This is a genomic window from Mucilaginibacter sp. R-33 (genome assembly GCF_049949235.1).
Lineage (GTDB): Bacteria > Bacteroidota > Bacteroidia > Sphingobacteriales > Sphingobacteriaceae > Mucilaginibacter.
Genome location: NZ_CP188089.1, coordinates 5,235,205 through 5,252,366, shown reverse-complemented (window position 1 = coordinate 5,252,366; position 17,162 = coordinate 5,235,205). Strand labels below are relative to the sequence as shown.

Here is a 17,162-nt window from a genome sequence, read left to right as displayed (position 1 = left end):
GTTGACTTTATGGTATAGTGAGGCTTTATTTTTATCTGGCGGGATCTCAGGGTAATGCTTCAGATTTCAAGCAGGATGCTTGCTTTATTGGGGGACGAAGTTACACTGGCGTTAAACTTCGACCAGTAGGCGAACCAGGCAGTTATTTGCCTGGCTGATACCGCAAATAGTATAAATGATTTAACTTTCTTTGATGTTAAACGGGTGCACGTATGGAGAAATTTACCAGAGCTATCCGGCTGAAAAGGTGTTTTCTGGAAATTAAATATCTCGTGGAGAAATAAAAGATTAAAAATTTACCTTTGTGGTAAAATTTTAATTAATATATTCTACCCTATATGAAATTAAACCAACTCACTTTTACCAGATTTCTTGCAGCGGTTGCTATTATTGTATACCACACCAGGAGCAATATTTGGCCGTTTAATTTGCCAGTTTTACAAAATGTATTCAATAAGGCAAATGTTGGTGTAAGTTACTTTTTCATATTGTCGGGATTTGTGATGATCATTGCCTATGGTCAGCAAAAACATGTTAAAGTTAAGCCGGGAAACTATTATTTGAACAGGATAGCCAGGATCTATCCGGTATACCTTTTTGCGCTTATTTTGGCAGCATTTAGGTTATTGATAACAGATACGCTGCCGGTGAAGGAATTTATATTACAGCTGTTTGCTATTCAATCATGGTTCCCTGGTTATATCAGTAAGATTAACCCTCCCGGCTGGTCATTATCTGTTGAGGCATTGTTTTATATTGTGTTTCCATTACTTTTTAATTATTACTACAGTAAATTTTCCTTTAAATCTGTTGCAATAATGGTTTTATGCTTATGGCTTACAACCCAGGTAATACTAAACTTTTTTTACCGATCACCATATTATGCAGCTCCACCATCAACCATTCATGATCTGTTATTCTATTTCCCATTAATGCATATTAATGAGTTTATGATTGGAAACATTCTCGGCTTTGTTTATTTAAAATCGGCAAAAAGGCAGGGGAACTATGATTGGTATATTACAGTTATCGTAATGGCTTTACTGGTTGTATTATCCGTTAATAATTACTTTAGCTTTCATAACGGATTAATGGCCGTGTTGTTTGCACCTCTTATTTTATTATTGGCCTTAAATAACGGCAAAATCACAAAGGTTTTCTCAAATAAATATTTGATGCTGCTGGGCGAAGCGAGTTATAGCATGTATATACTTCAATACCCAATAAAATCTTTCCTGAGTTTTTTCTTCAAAAAAATGCGGATAGTAAATCCTGAAGTGCAATTTTATACCTTTTTGATCGCGCTTATTTGTATTTCTATTGCCTGTTATTTTTTCATTGAAATTCCGGCAAAAGATTGGATAAAAAGCTGGAAAGACCGGAAACGTTTAAAATTACAAGCAGTAGATGATTCTGTAAATTTCTAATTATCAATTACGGCATATAAGCATTTGTTAAATAAAAAAAGCATATCCAATCAGTAAGACTACTGTGCAGATATGCTTTTTTTGTTGTTTTCAAGTCGGGATGAGGAGGCGATTACCCCGGCATTTATATCTATGATATTCAGGGCGGGCGCCGTATAGAGAACATATATTGTGCTTCGGTTTGATGGCCTTTGATAATTATTTACCCTATAGTTGATAATCAATGAACTTGTTATAAAACATAAAGAATGTCTGTTACAAATAAAAGATTTTGTAGTTGGCTCCCCGGCGATGCAATTGAATGATAACGCGTTAATCACCATGTAAGCAAACGAAAGCGCGACCCAGGAAAAGTCAAGGCCGGGCGGGGCCGCTAAACAGGATTGATATCCTGCTGTCAGAATTTAGCACCTAATGTAACATAACATGATCTTCCGTCGCCGGGTAATATACCATTGCCAAGGTAAACGAGCGTTTCTGTTCGGCGGGTAAAGTATTTATTATCTGTCAGGTTATTGATACCGATCCTGATGTTGTACTTGTCGGAAAACTTATAGCCCAGGGCAAAATCGGCCACGTGATATCGTGGGACATAACCTATATTGGGACTTGTTTTGGTAGCAGCTGTATTATTCGCATCCGACCATGATCCGCCAACATATGAATAATACAAGGTAGCGGAGAGGTTATGTACAGAGCCATTTATGCCCGAGCGGCTAACAAATTGAGGAACGTCTTCCAACGTTTTTCCAGTCAGATCAACCACGCCTGTTTTGCCATTCAAATACCTGGCGTGATTATAAGCGTAAGAAGAAAATATGGAAAGATCATTGTTAGTGTCCTCGGTATTGAAATTAAGCAGGTGAACTTCAACAAAAGCTTCTACTCCCCTGGTGAGCGCATTGCCTGCATTGGTAGTGTAGGTGTACGGTTTTCCGCTGCCATCAGTCAGCGTTATATTTCCTATCCTGTTGTTATACTTCAGTTCAAATGCGCTTAGATCAAAGGTCAATATCTTTTTAATCTTTCCCCTAATGCCAATATCTGCATTATGGCCGCTCGCGTCTTTCAAATTCGGGTCGATCACCGCTGTGCTCGATCCGATGATAAGATTTGCATAAAGAATAGGTCGGTATGCCTGCGAGTAATTGCCATAAATATTAATGCTTTCAGTGATCTTATACTGCGCACCGATTCCACCCAGCACTATGTTCCTGGAGGTTGAAAGTGCTACGGGATTAAAATTTTTATATACTTTATATTCCGTTCCGTTTAAAGTTGATTTGAGGTTATCATACCTGATGCCGGGGGTAACGGATAGCCTATCGGTAATGCGGAAAAGGTTTTCAAGAAACGCCCCGTAGTTTATTGTTTTAAAGAGCAGGGCAATACCGTAATTGCCGGTTTGGGTGAGGTCAAAATTAGTTCCTGTACTTCCCTCTCCGTTTTGTTTTCTGTTGGTAGCAGCGTTGGAATATTTTAAGCCGCCCGATAGGGCACTCTCATGGCCGAACAGATCGTATTTTTTTATCATTCGTGCATCAACAGTATAGCTGTTGTAAAAGTCCCTGTTTATCTCTCTTGGCGCGTAGGAGCCTGTAGTTTTGCTGATGGTATCTGCATTGGTGGCTAAGCCTGGGCTGGCAATAACCATGTTCCTTTGCCCGAACAAAGTATAGGCTTTTATATTCAATAATGTTTTACTATTGATGGCGTAATTAAAAAGCAAAGCGGGGAGGTTAAGTATCGGGTTAAAATAATTTCTGCTCCTGGTTGATTGGCGCGGATCGGCAGCAAACATCGCGTCGGTAAGCCCGCCAGCAAATTTCTGCATATAGTTTTCTCTTGAGTATTCAAGGCCAATATCCATTTTAGCTGTTGGTTTATAGTGCAAGCTTGCATAAACATTCAGGAAATTATAGTTGGAGTTAAGGCGCCATCCATCGCTGCTACGGTAATTAAAGAAAGCATAAAAAGTGAGCTTGCCTTTTTTCCCACCTACCGAAGCAAAGGAATTTGAGGTATTGAACGAGCCGTACGTTTGTTCGGTTTCAATGCTTAATGACTTCGTGGTATCGGGTTGTTTAATTACATAATTGAGCATTCCTCCAAACTGAGGGCCATATTGAAGAGCGGCTGATCCCCTGATGATCTCAATTTGCTGTACGGCTTCCAATGGCGGGTTATACATGGCCTCGGGATAACCATACAGATCGTTATTAACATTGTAGCCATTCTGGTTCACATTGAACTCCCATGACCTGTGCGGACTTAATCCTCTTGCCGCTACACTGGTTTGAATGCCCGAACCATCCAACTCCCACGACGTGATACCCGGTACTTTTGCAAACACATCGCGGGCTTTATTTTGTGCGATATCTGCATTGACGCTGTCAACCAAAACAACTTCATTTTTTTTGCCCGAATAAATATTTGTTCCGCCGATCTCGGGTAACGACTTGATGCTCCCTACCCCTCTTTCGCCTTGTACTTCAACAGCAGATATCTTAATAACGCCGGCCTGAAGCGTATAGGAAAATTCAGTAGTGTCATTGTTTTTTACGAGTATATGTTGTTTAACAGATTTATAGCCGATGTGCGAAATAATGACCTGGTAATTTCCGGCAGGAATATTATTGATGCTGTATTGGCCTTTATTATTTGTGGTGGCGCTGAAATTTGTTTTGTAAAGAATAATATTCACCAACTCCAACGGGGCTTTTGAATTGTCGGTGATGCTACCTTTAATATTGCCGGTTGATTGGGAAAAAGCATGGGTAAGTATTAAGAAAAGGAGAAAGGTAAGGAAAGCTTTTTTCATAGAATGATCGTGTTTTTTGACATGTCGGTTTGTTTTTGACCCTTCGTTGTGTTTTTAAAAACATAACGCTAAGCTATAAAAAAGATCTTTTTTTTTATTTTAATTTAATAGAATATGCCTGATTGAAATGTTTTCTATGAGGTTTGCAGATTATTCAAATTAATTCGGAGTTAAAAAAAATCAAGGAATATAAGTTCACGATTAGCTGAGCGCCATGATTGGCCACAATCTATTTGAACTGCTCTATAATTTTTCGCCCGTATCCAGTTACCTCCGCGGTAAGAGATCACCAATGGCTTGTCAAAACAATTGGTGATATAATCGATCAGTTTATATTTGCTGTTAAGAGGTAAACCGTAAACGTCCCTTTAAACACTACCGTCAACAAAATCAAAAAAGAGCATAATCAATCAGTAAAAAACTGCTCAGATATGCTCTTTAACGTTGTGGTTAAGTCGGGATGGCGGGATTCGAACCCAAAAATGTGTCGTTTTGAATATCTAAGTTTTTGTTTAGTTTTGGATAAAACCTTACCAATGAAACCCCTTCTGCTTTTGTTTTTATCTTTTTTAATGCTATTTGCCGCCTGTAAAAAAGATAGCACAACAAAAGAGGAAGCTTCAGGAGTGATCATATCAGGCACTGTGTATCCAACTGTTAAAATTGGGCAACAAGAATGGACGGCAGTCAACTATGACGGACAGGGAGGTATAGAGGGTACTTTTTATGTGCCCAATACCAATTATAAGAAATTTTATACTCAAGCCGATTTAGCGAACTTAAAACTGCCTTCTGGCTGGCGTATACCGACTGTTGCCGATTTTAATAAACTAATGAGCAATTTTACCAGCAAGAAAGATACTGAGGGCAATTTTGTAATGGATTACAATGAGGCCCTCGTGCTTAAATCTACGTCGGGATGGGAGGTGCGTGGGGCATCTGATAAACAGGGAACTAATACTTCTGGGTTTAATGCTTATCCGGCGGGATATTATGCCAGCCCATATAACGAAACCCCAGGAAACCTTGCGTTGTTTTTAACCTCCACTCCATTGCCGGCTGCAAAAGTTAATTTTCATGCCACTTATTATTCGTTTATTTTAAGCAGGCTGTATGGAACCACTTCCAGTGATGATTATACGCAATGTTTTGGTTGCTTTGTGGACGGCGGACATAACATCGACTCTCCCAAATCGGTGAGGTTTGTAAGAGATAATCAGGCTAAATAATTGCCTCTATGTTTTTAGCTAAACGCATAATCAAAGTGCCCCCCGCTGCCGCAAGGCTGTGCCTTGTGGCCAGCATGCAAAGTATTGAATATTGGAAATTGTGAATGAAATCATTATCCGGATTTTTTATAACCCGTAAAGCTAACATTGAGGACAGCAGTAAGGACGAAGCCCAGGCAATAAGAAATCAAAAGAGCATACCTCATCAGTAAAACTACCTTTGAGACATGCTCTTTAAAGTTTGTGTTCAAGTCGGGATGGCGGGATTCGAACCCACGACCTCCAGCACCCCATGCTGGCGCGATACCGGGCTACGCTACATCCCGAATTAAGTATAGCCGGGCTGCAAATATAATTGTTGGCGGGATAATTCAAAATGTAAATGCTTTGTTTAAGCGTTATAAGCTGTTTTTATCTCTTGCTTGTACTTTATGGACTTGTTTGTATCTACCAATTGATGTGTAGTTAATAAATGATTGTTAATTTTCTTGAAGTAGTCTGGTAGTACACAAATTTAATGCCGTTATTTTTCCTTGTTTTTCATCTGATTATTTTATTAAGTGAATAAATAATTATTTCGCCAACACTCAGGTTTGGTGCGATAAAGCAAGAAGGGAAACGGAATAAATAGGCTGTGTGGTGCCTGTGGGTTTATGCCGTAGTCTTTCTTGCGCTTCAGAAGCACCAGCCCTAACTTTGCTGAATAATTATAAATTCTAATATTTTATAATAGGGACAATGATTTCTTCTCCGCTGTTTAAAGTAAGTTGGATATTATCTGCTTTTATATTTTTTATGTTTCTGTTAATCGAGTCTACTACTTCCTTTGTTATTCCATTAAGATCTAATGCGTATAAAGAAGGAACTTGATTAACGATATTATTGACAGGTACTATGATTGGAATGACAAGACTTATTGATTCGAAAGTGTACTGTTCATGAGGCCGAGGGTCATTATATTCACTTAATCTTATTTTGATCCCTATAATTGCCATTGGCCTTGAACCCTGATTTTCAAATGTTAAAACCGGATCTAAGTGCATATCTGTGACAACCCCAGCTTGTCGACCAGCGAGGATTTTTAAACATTGGGCTTTCACACTGACTAATATTTTATAATCTGGAATTATATTCTTCCTATCATAGTACATTATGTCAATATCATTTTTAGATGCGACATGATTCGAAGAGTTCTTTCTAATGAAAATCTTATTAAACTCTTCTCTTATTCCTTGTTTATCGCTTCGATTGTATACCTTCAAGACATGTGGCTTATCTACTGATGGAGGGATATGGATTACACTTAATTTGTTTCCACCTATAGTAACATCAAATGTATTTAGATCGAAAACCATATCAATAGATCTTATGATTAAATTCCTTATATCTGCACTGTCTTTTAAACCGCAATCTGAAAACTGGGCAGGATTGAAATCTTTCGTTTTATCGTTATAGCCAATGATAATAAAACCATCTAAACCAAAAGTGTTGGCTATTGCAGAGGTATCTTTTAAAAACTCACTCCGACCCGACAGATCCTTTAGATCCCACCACTTAGTTTTACAGTCGATTTTTAAATTTTCGATTTCCTGGCCGCCTAAACTCTGTTGAATTATAGGGTCTACAATTTTAATTATTTGGTCTTGATTCATTAAAAGCTATTAATTTAAGAGATAGTTGTTTTGTACTCTCTGGCAATTTGCTTCCTAAAATGAGTTTCGGAAATGAACTTCTGTTTAAAATCCGCGATCTACTACTTGAACTATAACAAATCCAAAGGCGGTTTTACTGCTTTCTTAACTTGAAAAGAGAAAGGTACTTAGTCATCAATTGCTTTTTCCCTACATTGATAAAATCTATCGTTACCACGGTTCCTTGTATACTGTCCTGCTCTATTTTTATTATCCGACCACTGCCAAATCGCTCGTGTTCAACGGGGTCATCCACTTCGAAAACTTCATTTTCTATTCTAAAGTTATCTAAAGGAGTTGTTTCGCCGAAGTCAAGTATTACTTCCTTGGTGACAGATTTTAACGACTTATTTTCAAGGCTGCCTAAGCGTAGGGATATGTCGTTTAAAGATTTCAAAATGATTTCTGTATCTGTCGAAATTTCTATTTTGTCTGTGACTTTTGCTTTGCTTATTCCTAATAATTCTATAATGGAGTTTACATCATTCCCTTTGCTCTCATATGTTTCAATAATGTTAGCACTGAGTTTTGTTATCGCATTGTTTACATCGTCAATCCTTAAAGAATTGCTATATTCAATATCCCTGAATCCCTGAATATCAAAAATTCGATTTGTGATATTGTCTTTAATAAAGGTTACAGGTAAATCAAATGCTTGTCGAATTCCTAATTCATACAGAACATTCGGATTTTGGGCGCTCAGGTCGCATATTGCCATATCAGAATTAAGCAATCTTCGGAGAATATCAATTACAATGACATTGGTCTTTTTTATATCATCGGCTCTTACTGGTGTAAATCCCGCAGCAATGCAAGCGGGCTTAATTATATATTCATAAACTCGTTTGAAATGCCCAATTTCATATCCTTCAGCGTCGGAGATGGGCATTATTATAAAGCAGTTTTTTTCATTTTTAATTTCGCCTTCGCTCATATCTATATTACATTTATTTTTTCAGGTTGGCTTTATAAAGCATTTCTTCAAGCACTGTACGAAGGTGTAATTTATTTAGTATGTTATCAATATCACCTCTTTGCGCGTTGTAGTGGAGTCTGTGCGCCGAAAAATCACCTAAGTCTTTAACTTGTGGTAAACTTGTTTTGGATGTGCGACTTAGATTCCATTCTTTCTGATTTATGTATAGAGGTAAAAGTCCACTAAGCATCATGAAATTTCCTGCTTTATCTTTAATTACTGAATCAATTTTATATGTTTCATATGTAATTATAATTAGCATTTCTAACATTCTTCTAATCATAACAGCACAAGCGTCATAGCAAGCATGCTCATAAGTTTGATTGATTTGAATAGCCACTTTATATAGGAAGTCTCGAGTGTTTTCAAATAAATTTAATGGAATTATTTGATGACCATACTCATATGTGATTTGGGCAGAAGGTCTATTTAACTCGGAGATATCTTCTTTAATTGTTCGAGCTAAATTTAAAATCGAATCTGTTTTCACAATTATTATAATTTAAATCCAGACAAATGTTTCGCCATACTTTCAAAAATCTTATCAATTTGTTCCACTGAGGAGTCCGGAGATATATGGATTTGAATATCTAAATGAATTGTGGGTTTAAATGCTCCTGTTAATTTAGGATTTGAATCCATGTGGACTTGGGAGTCCTGTTCTATCCTTGGAGGAGTTTCTTTAACCTTTATTTCTTTTGCTTTAACATTTTTAGCGGTTTTTTCTGGCTTACTTTGGGTGGCACTAATCTGCTTAGAGGGATCGGCTTCTACCAATAAAAAATAGAAGGCAGCCATCATCATCGCCGCTTTTTCACCCACCCTCGCTTTATTCTGAAACCATTTGACAACCTTATTTTTATTTTCTAATGGCGAATCAATCGCATCAGTTAATTCTGACGGATAAAGCTTCTCAATTAATTCTTCACAAACTTTTGGATATTCGACGTCATCCCTCCATTTTACAGCGATTTCAGTCGGCTTGTTGTTTTCATCAATAAACCCTATCAATCTTAATTTAGCTATGACGTTTGTTTTAGCAGAGTTTTCAGTCATATCTAATGCGGCTGCCAAATAGCTTGCTGACACCTCTTTAGGTATTGACGCATTAAATTTCTTTCTTAACTTCCACCAGGTGGTTGCTGTAAGGACAGGATAAACGGGATTGTCATTTGCCATATTAACTAAGGTTTAATTGTGTTTAGGAAATGGAGTAATTTATTTACGATGATTTGCTTTATAAATATATAAATTCTTATTCTTAATTATTTATGGCATGAAACGCTAATAATATTCATCTTAGGGCTATGTGGACTTTGACTACTTGTAATTTTACTCTTATAAATTTGACAAATAATTCATAGGGCGAACTCAATCAGATTCAATACTGTATTCATGTATATCCAGCTCACCACAGCGAATTGAGCCAAAGGTCTTCATAAAGAAGCAAGTAGTGCGATATGAAGTATGTTTTACACAAACAAACACAAAACCATTTAATTACTTCCTATAAATAAAAGCTTGTGTTTGTGCAGCCTTTGGCGATTAGCTGGTGAGCTCAAATTAACTATGAGCGACTGACTTTATAGATATTGAGCGTTGCAAGCTACACTTGGTCGATAGACCAAGTGTAAGCGAAGCATAAACGAAATTTATATAAAGGCAGAGAGAGCGAATGTGAGTGCAGAATCTGACAGCGCAAAAAGTATGGCAAGTCAATCTCCGATTGGTGCAGGGAAATATATGCGTAGCAGTTATTTCACGGAGCGTAACTTCGCATATCTATTTGCCTGGCTTTGATGAACGAACACTTTATAACCTGTGCGTTGGCATGTGCGCATGGCTATTGCGGGAAATAAGCATAGCTAACCTTTCCCTCCTTAAGCAACCAAGAGGGTAAGGTTAGCGTATAGCTTATTCTACTGCTTCGATAATAATAACGCCATCTTTAAGAGAGCTCTGAAAGTAATTAACTGCTAAACCACTTTGCTTACATGCTTCTCGAATTGCAATTTTATGTTCCTCTGGTATTTTCCATCCAAAAATCACTTCACGGTAACATTCAGGAGGGAGGACAACTTTTCTTAAAGTTGAGGTTAATCCATTAGGATTAAATAGCTCCACTCTATATTCTTGCTCCCATTCCCATTTCTGTTCCTTATTATAAACCTGTTTCCAACGTTCTACCATAAAATCGTCTGTTCCATAAATAACAGGTAGCCCATCTGGCGGATAAACCACCTCGCCTCCACTACCCATATATTTAAACAATGTTAGGGTGTCAAACCCTACACTAAAGCCGTTACCTTTATCCGAGTAATAGTCCCACATTTCAAAACTATCTTTAATAGCTGTTAAACTAAGCACTCCAATTCTTTTATCGTATTCATTATAAGATCTTTCCTGATGCTCTTTTAGATATTTTTGATTTCTGAATGGTGGATGCTTGGTCATTTCTCTTGCGTGAGCACGGTGCTGTTGACGTGTCCAACTTGGGTTATGGTCTAATGACATTGCCAGATATTTGTTATAAATTTCAGTATTACTCATTAGATCGTACCGCTTAAAGTTTCTAAACTCTTTCTCATCTTCAAAAGAGGACGGAGGTGCCATCCAAACGGTTCGTGCTGTTAAAATAGATTTATGATGGTCATTTGTCCATGATCTATATTTGTACAAAGGTGTCGGTGCAGTGATTTCATTGCGGTTTACCGTAGTAATGTTAATTTCAAGACTCATATATTAAACTTGTGCTGCAAAATGGATAACTAATGAACACTTTAAACCTATTTAAAGGATTTCACAACGTCGATTATAAAATTGATAACAACACCGAGAATTATTCCACCAATTATTCCTACCCAAATAATTGGAGTATCCTTATTGTGGTCAGCAAATATGGCTCCGAGAATTGCTAATATTACCGGAAGTATCCATTTGTTTGATTGTTGCTTGGGTGTAGACATAGAATATTGTGCTTAAAGTTTTATGTTAGTGAGTAGCTTTATTATAGCCATCTGCATACGAATTGGGCGTTTCGGAGATATGTTACACCGTATGCCGTGGCAAACTGACCACCCTTTTGGCTGGCAAAGAAATGCAAACGATGCCTTAGGAGGATAAACAAAGATAATTATTTACCGATTTCCATTTAGCCTGATGCTGCTCAAGCTATCTCATCTTTCTTTTTTTCGAAGCTCTTGTACTTGGGGAGTTACCGGATACCCCTTGCCTATGATGGTCGCTCCTCGCTTTAATAGAGGCTTTACAGCGCGACTTAACATGCATAAAGAGGCTTCCGGTCAACTCGTTCTTTAGGCAACTGAATTTGGAATTTAAACAGGACAACAGTATCCAAGCTTAACCACAAAAAAGAAGTGGTCAGTTTGCTCCGGAATATCCTGGTCAGTTTGAACCCGGAATGGGTGGTCACTTTAAAACGGAATCAGGTGGTCAGTTTGAGCGAAATCTCCAGGCTTAGCGCTTTAAACGGATTGAAGTGTAAGTGCCAGGCTGATTAAGCCGGTTACTTAACAGGCTCTATTACCCCAATAAACTGACAGGATCTTGTCAGTGTTCAATTTTTAAAAACCGGGTGTTCAACGTTTAAAAATGAAAATTTGTAACTCGTTGATTATCAAGGCATCTTTGTTCAAGTTGGCATTTAAAGCATTTTAGCCAAAATGTAAGTTGTTGATAATCAATTGCGTTCTTTTGCAAAAGAAAAGCAAGTGTTCACACTTTTAAAAATTGAACACTTGCAGATCCGCCCGGAAACGGAGCCTGTAAAGCCGAATCACCTCGTCATCAATAGCTCGGTATGGGTAATTGAAAATTTCCCGGATAGTTTTAGGGGTGTTCCGTACTCGTTATAATAAACCCTGCCTGCTGCCTTTATTTCTTTCGACCGGCTGCCGTTTAATGGATGAACAAGGCAGGTTATTGAAAAGTCGGCACCGGTGTTAAATGATTTTTCAACAGCATCCATAAGTGCGGCCTGGTGCCGGGGATCAACAATATGGATGGCTTCATTTAAAACGGGCTTTGTATTTTCCGGAAAGCCGAAAAGCTTTAAGCCATATTCGGAAAGCGTAATCTCTTTGCTGCTGAAATCCAGCGACCAGTCCCAAAGGGTATGATCGTAGACCATTGTTAATTCAACACTATCCAATATTTCCGATAACTGGCCATTAAGTTTTTCCGATTTCACGTACGAAAGCTCCAATTTTTCGCCCAGAGCCAAAAGCTCGGTTCTTAGTGTAGCTATTTCATTATTTAAAGCAGCGTTGGTTTCGGGGCCGGCGCTATCTGATGCCGTCATAGCGGCCCCGTCTTTTTCGCCATGTAGCCCTGCAGTCGGGGCTCCCTTATAAGTTTTCTTTCGCCGGGTTAAAAAAATATTGACATATATAAGCCCTGATATGGTGGCGTAAAATAAAATATTTTGCCAAGCGCTGCCTACGCTAAAATGGTTCAATATGGCGGTATTGAGATGGATCGGCATAGTCATGATAGGGTAGCGGTTGAATTAACGCAAGGTAATAATTAACTATACGCTTAACAACCCGTGAAAACACCTATTCTACGCTAATTTACACAGCAATGATTAATCCATGATTAAAACACCAATAGCGTATTGTATCCGCTATTTTGTAATAAACCTTTATAATTTACTTATAACACCAACGGCCGACTAAGTTATGTGCCTAAGAAAAATTTCGGCGGGAGGGATATAATATTTTATATAAAAAATCAGTTTATATTTTACCTGTAAACCTTTAAAAATATCAATGTCGGTGGGTATGAGGTCACGTATCGACGTTGAAAATGGTGTTTTAAAAATCCGCGTAGTTATAATACTGCGTTAAGCGGGCATTTATAGCAAAAGCTACTATTGTTATTTTATTGACGGCTCTGTATCTTGTTTAACTTCCTTAATAAATTATGAACAGGTCATTTACATATAGCTTAAAAGTTTGGTTGCTGATGGTGATCATAGCGCCATTACTGCATCTTGCACTATCCTGGTTTATTATTGAGAACCCAGAAATAAGCCTTATCGACGAAATAAAAAAGGACTATATCATTTTTACAGATATGATCCTGCTGATTACAATTCCCTTCGCCTTTGTGTTTTGGATAACGGTGTATTCTTTATCAAAGAAAAAGGAGCCGTTTTATGTAAAGCAGTTTTTAACCACGGCTATACTTATAATTACAATGCTCCCATTTTTTGAGCTGCTTTTCGAAAAAAATGTTTCGGCAGTAACTTCAATTGCTGTAATTATATTTCCCTATTCAATTACCGGCATAGCCGGGATTTGGTTGCATAAATTGGAGCCCGCCGGGATAGAAGAAGAAGCGGTAGAAGAGACCGAATAGGATAACACCTGATTTTTTCGATAACAATGAATATTCGAGCTTGCTTAATTGTTCAAAAAACAACTTGTGTTAACTCTGTAAAAAATTAATTCATTGATTTCATGTCGTTTATAAGCATGAAATTTGAACAGGATTAACCCATGTTAGCCCTGTTCAAATGCGTTTACCTGCACATTCAACTTTTAATTGTCATAAACAATTAACATTTTATTATTATTGCTTTAATTTTTAACTTAAACCAACACGTGTTATATATAATACATGGCTTTTGCGTTTAATAAAGCGTGTGTATTTAACGTTTTTCCACATGTAGTATGGCCTCGACAGAAAATTATGAACTTTTGCTTGGCAAAATCAATACTTTCACCCGGAAGTATTATTTCAATAATTTTCTTCGTGGATTAATATTTTTAGGCGCCGGTCTTTTCTCTGCTTATGTGGTTATAACACTGAGCGAATATTTTGGCAATTTCAGTATCCTGCTGCGTACTATTCTTTTTTACTTTTTTATCCTGCTTAATACAGTGCTTGTTTGCTGGCTTGTTTTACCGTCACTGCTGGCCTGGCTTAAGCTGGGCAAAACTTTAACGCATGATGAAGCTGCCGAAATTATTGGCAGGCATTTTAATGATGTTCATGATAAATTGCTTAACACGCTGCAGCTTAAAAAGCTTGCTGCCGAAGATGAGAACCATCGCGCATTGATTGAAGCCAGTATCGACCAAAAGATAGAGGCGCTTAAACCGGTAAGCTTCCCATCGGCCATCAATCTGAAAGAAAACACCAAATATTTGAAATGGGCACTTGGTCCGCTGGGGGTAATTATCATCATTGCATTGGCGGCGCCATCGGTATTAACCGAAAGTACTAAAAGATTGATCAGGCATAACGAATATTTTGTGCCTGCTGCTCCGTTCAGGTTTATTGTATTAAACAAAACACTTTCAGTTGTGCAGGGGAGTGATTTAAAGCTCGACCTTAAACTGGAAGGCGATAAGCTGCCCTCGGATGTTTATGTTGAAACAGGGGAGAATACGTTTAAATTGGATAAAGATAACATCAGCCGTTTTCATTACCAGTTCAGCAACCTGCAGCAAAATACCCGCTTTAAGTTTTCGGGTAATGGCTTTAGTTCGGCTGTTTACGAAATCAAAGTAAATCAAAAGCCGGCACTGTTGCACTTTGACGTTGAACTGAACTACCCGGCCTATTTGCATAAAAAGAATGAAAAGTTGCTCAACGCCGGTGATCTGACTATTCCTGCAGGTACAACTGTGAATTGGCAATTGCATACTCAATATGCCAGTGCGCTTATGTTTGATATGAATGGCCGAAGCCATCCGGCTGTGCAAAGCAGCGCCGATTTGTTTGAACATCACGAACGAGTGTTAAAAAATTCGGTCTACAAACTTTTACCGGTTAATGCCCAAGTGAACCAAACTGATTCGGCTACATATCGCATCAACGTTATTACTGACGAAGCGCCATCTATTACTGTTGATGAAAAGCCCGATTCAGTAAGCATGAAAGCGTTTTATTTTAACGGCAAGATCCAGGACGATCATGGCTTTTCGGCACTCACTTTTCATTACAGCATTGAAGCCTCAGGCAATGGTAAAGCAAAGGAGTTTACAAAAAGGGTTAATGCCGATCTATCCCAAACGCAAGCCGGCTTCTTTTACTACTGGAACCTCAAGGAAATGGGTATTACTCCCGGCGATCATGTAAGCTACTTTTTTGAGGTTGCCGATAACGACGATGTGGCCGGGCATAAAACAGCGCGTACAGCAAAACATACACTAAATATCCCTGATAACAAGGAGGTTAACCAACAGTTAAATGCCGGATCAAAAGCTATAAAAGAAAAAATGCAATCGGCCATTAAGCTGGCCGGGCAGGTTGAGCGCGATGCGCAAAAACTTAATCAAAATTTGCTGAACAAAAACACGCTGTCGTTTGATGACAAAAAGCAGGTGGAAGACCTGATGCAAAAAAGGAAAGACCTGGAAGACCTTGTAAAAGATATCCAGGCCGATAACAAAAAGAATTTATACAACCGCCAGGAAAACCAACAACAAACGGATGAGATCAGGGCTAAGCAAAAACAGATAGAAGACCTGTTTAATAATGTGCTGGATCAAAAAACCAAAGAGCTGCTTCAAAACCTGCAGCAAATGTTAAATGAACAACAGAAAGATGTTACCCGTGATGAATTATCCAAAATGCAGATGGATAATAAATCGTTAAAAAAGGAGCTCGACAGGGTGCTGGAACTTTACAAAAAGCTGGAGTTTGAGCAAAAGCTCAATCAAAACCTCGAGCAGCTGAATAAATTGGCCGATGAGCAGCAAAAACTATCTGATCAAACCAAACAGCCCGTTGCCGATCAGAAGGGTCTGCAGCAACAACAAGATAAGCTGAAGCGGGATTTTCAGGATGTGAAGAAAAGCTTTGATGAGTTGCAGAAGGCCAATGAGCAGTCCGAACGCAAATCCGACTATCAAAACCCTGAAAAAGAAACCAAAGATATTGAGCAGCAGATGGATCAAAGCATAGGTGACCTGCAAAAAAAGGATAATTCAAGGGCGTCAAAATCGCAGCAGCAGGCAGCAAAGCAGATGAAGGAGCTTTCCGCAAAAATGCAAAAGGATAGCGACGAAGGCGAATCAAAAGAGAATGCTGTTGATGCCCAGCAACTAAGGGAATTGTTAAAGAGTTTGGTTAATAGTTCGTTTAACCAGGAAAAGCTGATGCAAACGCTTAAAAACACCAACCCTACCGATCCCTCATATGTTACTTTATCGCAAAACCAAAAAGATATCAAAGACAACCTGAAAACGGCCGAAGACAGTTTGTACGCCATTAGCAGAAGGGTGCCGCAAATCCAGTCGACAGTGAATAAGGAGATTACCAGTATTAACGAACATATTGACCAGGCCCTCGAATTTTTGGGCGATAGGCGCACGTTGGAAGCAAATCGAAATCAGCAATACGCCATGACATCCATGAACAATCTTGCCCTCATGCTGAGTGAAGCGCTTGAGCAAATGCAAAAAATGATGAACAAGGGAGGTAAAGGTAAGCAGCAATCCATATCACAATTGGCAAAAATGCAGCAACAACTTAATCAAAATATGCAAAAGGCCCGTGAGCAGATGCAGCAACAAGGCAACCAAGGCAAACGCCCACAGGATAATAATGGTAATATGAGCGAGCAGTTTGCCAAAATGGCGCGTCAACAGCAGATTATAAGACAAGCTTTGCAACAAATTGACAAGGTTGAAAATAAAGACGGAACCGGCAGATTGGGCAATTTAGATAAAATTTCGAAAGAAATGGAACAAACCGAACGTGATCTCGTAAACAGGAGGATTACAGATGATGCGCTAAAAAGGCAGCAGCAAATACAAACCCGGTTATTGGAGGCCGAAAAGGCCGAGCAGCAACGAGATCAGGATCAGCAACGGGAAAGCAATGCGGGTAAGGATTTGCCACCGGGATATATAAAGGCACTGCAGGAGTACCAGCAACAAAAAGCAAAGCAAACGGAGCAAATCAGAACGGTATCTCCGGCACTTAATTTGTATTATAAACAAAAAATAAAATCTTACTTTGATCAACTTAATGCCAAATAAT

11 protein-coding genes and 1 tRNA gene are annotated in these 17,162 nt (G+C 38.5%); 4 read left to right on the top strand and 8 right to left on the bottom strand.

Going from position 1 to position 17,162, the window contains the following annotated elements; all coding sequences use genetic code 11:
* Positions 1–338 precede the first annotated feature (338 nt).
* Positions 339–1,427 (top strand): acyltransferase family protein, encoded by a 1,089-nt coding sequence (locus ACP26M_RS21635; protein WP_426583197.1) that lies wholly within the window; start codon positions 339–341, stop codon positions 1,425–1,427.
* 397 nt (positions 1,428–1,824) lie between these two features.
* On the opposite strand, the gene ACP26M_RS21630 is transcribed toward ACP26M_RS21635, so the two are convergent.
* On the bottom strand, positions 1,825–4,248 hold the full coding sequence (locus ACP26M_RS21630; RefSeq protein ID WP_426583195.1) for a TonB-dependent receptor domain-containing protein: 2,424 nt from the start codon (positions 4,246–4,248) through the stop codon (positions 1,825–1,827).
* 536 nt (positions 4,249–4,784) lie between these two features.
* Between ACP26M_RS21630 and ACP26M_RS21625 the strand changes: the two genes are divergently transcribed.
* Positions 4,785–5,477, top strand: a complete 693-nt coding sequence (locus tag ACP26M_RS21625; protein WP_426583193.1) for an FISUMP domain-containing protein — start codon at positions 4,785–4,787, stop codon at positions 5,475–5,477.
* 252 nt (positions 5,478–5,729) lie between these two features.
* Here ACP26M_RS21625 and ACP26M_RS21620 read toward each other — a convergent pair.
* The 7 genes from ACP26M_RS21620 to ACP26M_RS21590 all read right to left on the bottom strand — a co-directional run bounded on the left by ACP26M_RS21620 (position 5,730) and on the right by ACP26M_RS21590 (position 12,654).
* Positions 5,730–5,803: transfer RNA gene (locus tag ACP26M_RS21620), tRNA-Pro, on the bottom strand.
* A gap of 390 nt (positions 5,804–6,193) precedes the next feature.
* Positions 6,194–7,129: an AlbA family DNA-binding domain-containing protein gene (locus ACP26M_RS21615; RefSeq protein ID WP_426583191.1), complete on the bottom strand. Its 936-nt coding sequence runs from the start codon at positions 7,127–7,129 to the stop codon at positions 6,194–6,196.
* A 133-nt stretch (positions 7,130–7,262) separates the two neighbouring features.
* Positions 7,263–8,102, bottom strand: a complete 840-nt coding sequence (locus tag ACP26M_RS21610) for a hypothetical protein (RefSeq protein ID WP_426583189.1) — start codon at positions 8,100–8,102, stop codon at positions 7,263–7,265.
* Between the two features lie 13 nt (positions 8,103–8,115).
* Entirely contained in the window at positions 8,116–8,634 is a 519-nt protein-coding gene (locus ACP26M_RS21605; protein WP_426583187.1) for a hypothetical protein, read from the bottom strand.
* 5 nt (positions 8,635–8,639) lie between these two features.
* Positions 8,640–9,323 (bottom strand): DUF5343 domain-containing protein, encoded by a 684-nt coding sequence (locus tag ACP26M_RS21600; RefSeq protein WP_426583185.1) that lies wholly within the window; start codon positions 9,321–9,323, stop codon positions 8,640–8,642.
* Between the two features lie 735 nt (positions 9,324–10,058).
* Complete coding sequence (locus tag ACP26M_RS21595) at positions 10,059–10,883, bottom strand: DUF2971 domain-containing protein (protein WP_426583183.1); 825 nt, start codon at positions 10,881–10,883, stop codon at positions 10,059–10,061.
* Between the two features lie 1,057 nt (positions 10,884–11,940).
* Positions 11,941–12,654: a hypothetical protein gene (locus tag ACP26M_RS21590; protein ID WP_426583181.1), complete on the bottom strand. Its 714-nt coding sequence runs from the start codon at positions 12,652–12,654 to the stop codon at positions 11,941–11,943.
* Positions 12,655–13,088: 434 nt separating this feature from the next.
* On the opposite strand from ACP26M_RS21590, the gene ACP26M_RS21585 reads away from it, so the two are divergent.
* Together ACP26M_RS21585 and ACP26M_RS21580 are read left to right on the top strand one after the other, a co-directional pair.
* Positions 13,089–13,526 (top strand): hypothetical protein, encoded by a 438-nt coding sequence (locus ACP26M_RS21585; RefSeq protein ID WP_426583179.1) that lies wholly within the window; start codon positions 13,089–13,091, stop codon positions 13,524–13,526.
* Between the two features lie 314 nt (positions 13,527–13,840).
* Positions 13,841–17,161 carry a DUF4175 family protein gene (locus ACP26M_RS21580; RefSeq protein ID WP_426583177.1) on the top strand — a complete coding sequence of 1,107 codons (3,321 nt, stop codon included), beginning with the start codon at positions 13,841–13,843 and terminating at the stop codon, positions 17,159–17,161.
* The last annotated feature ends 1 nt before the right edge of the window (position 17,162 follow it).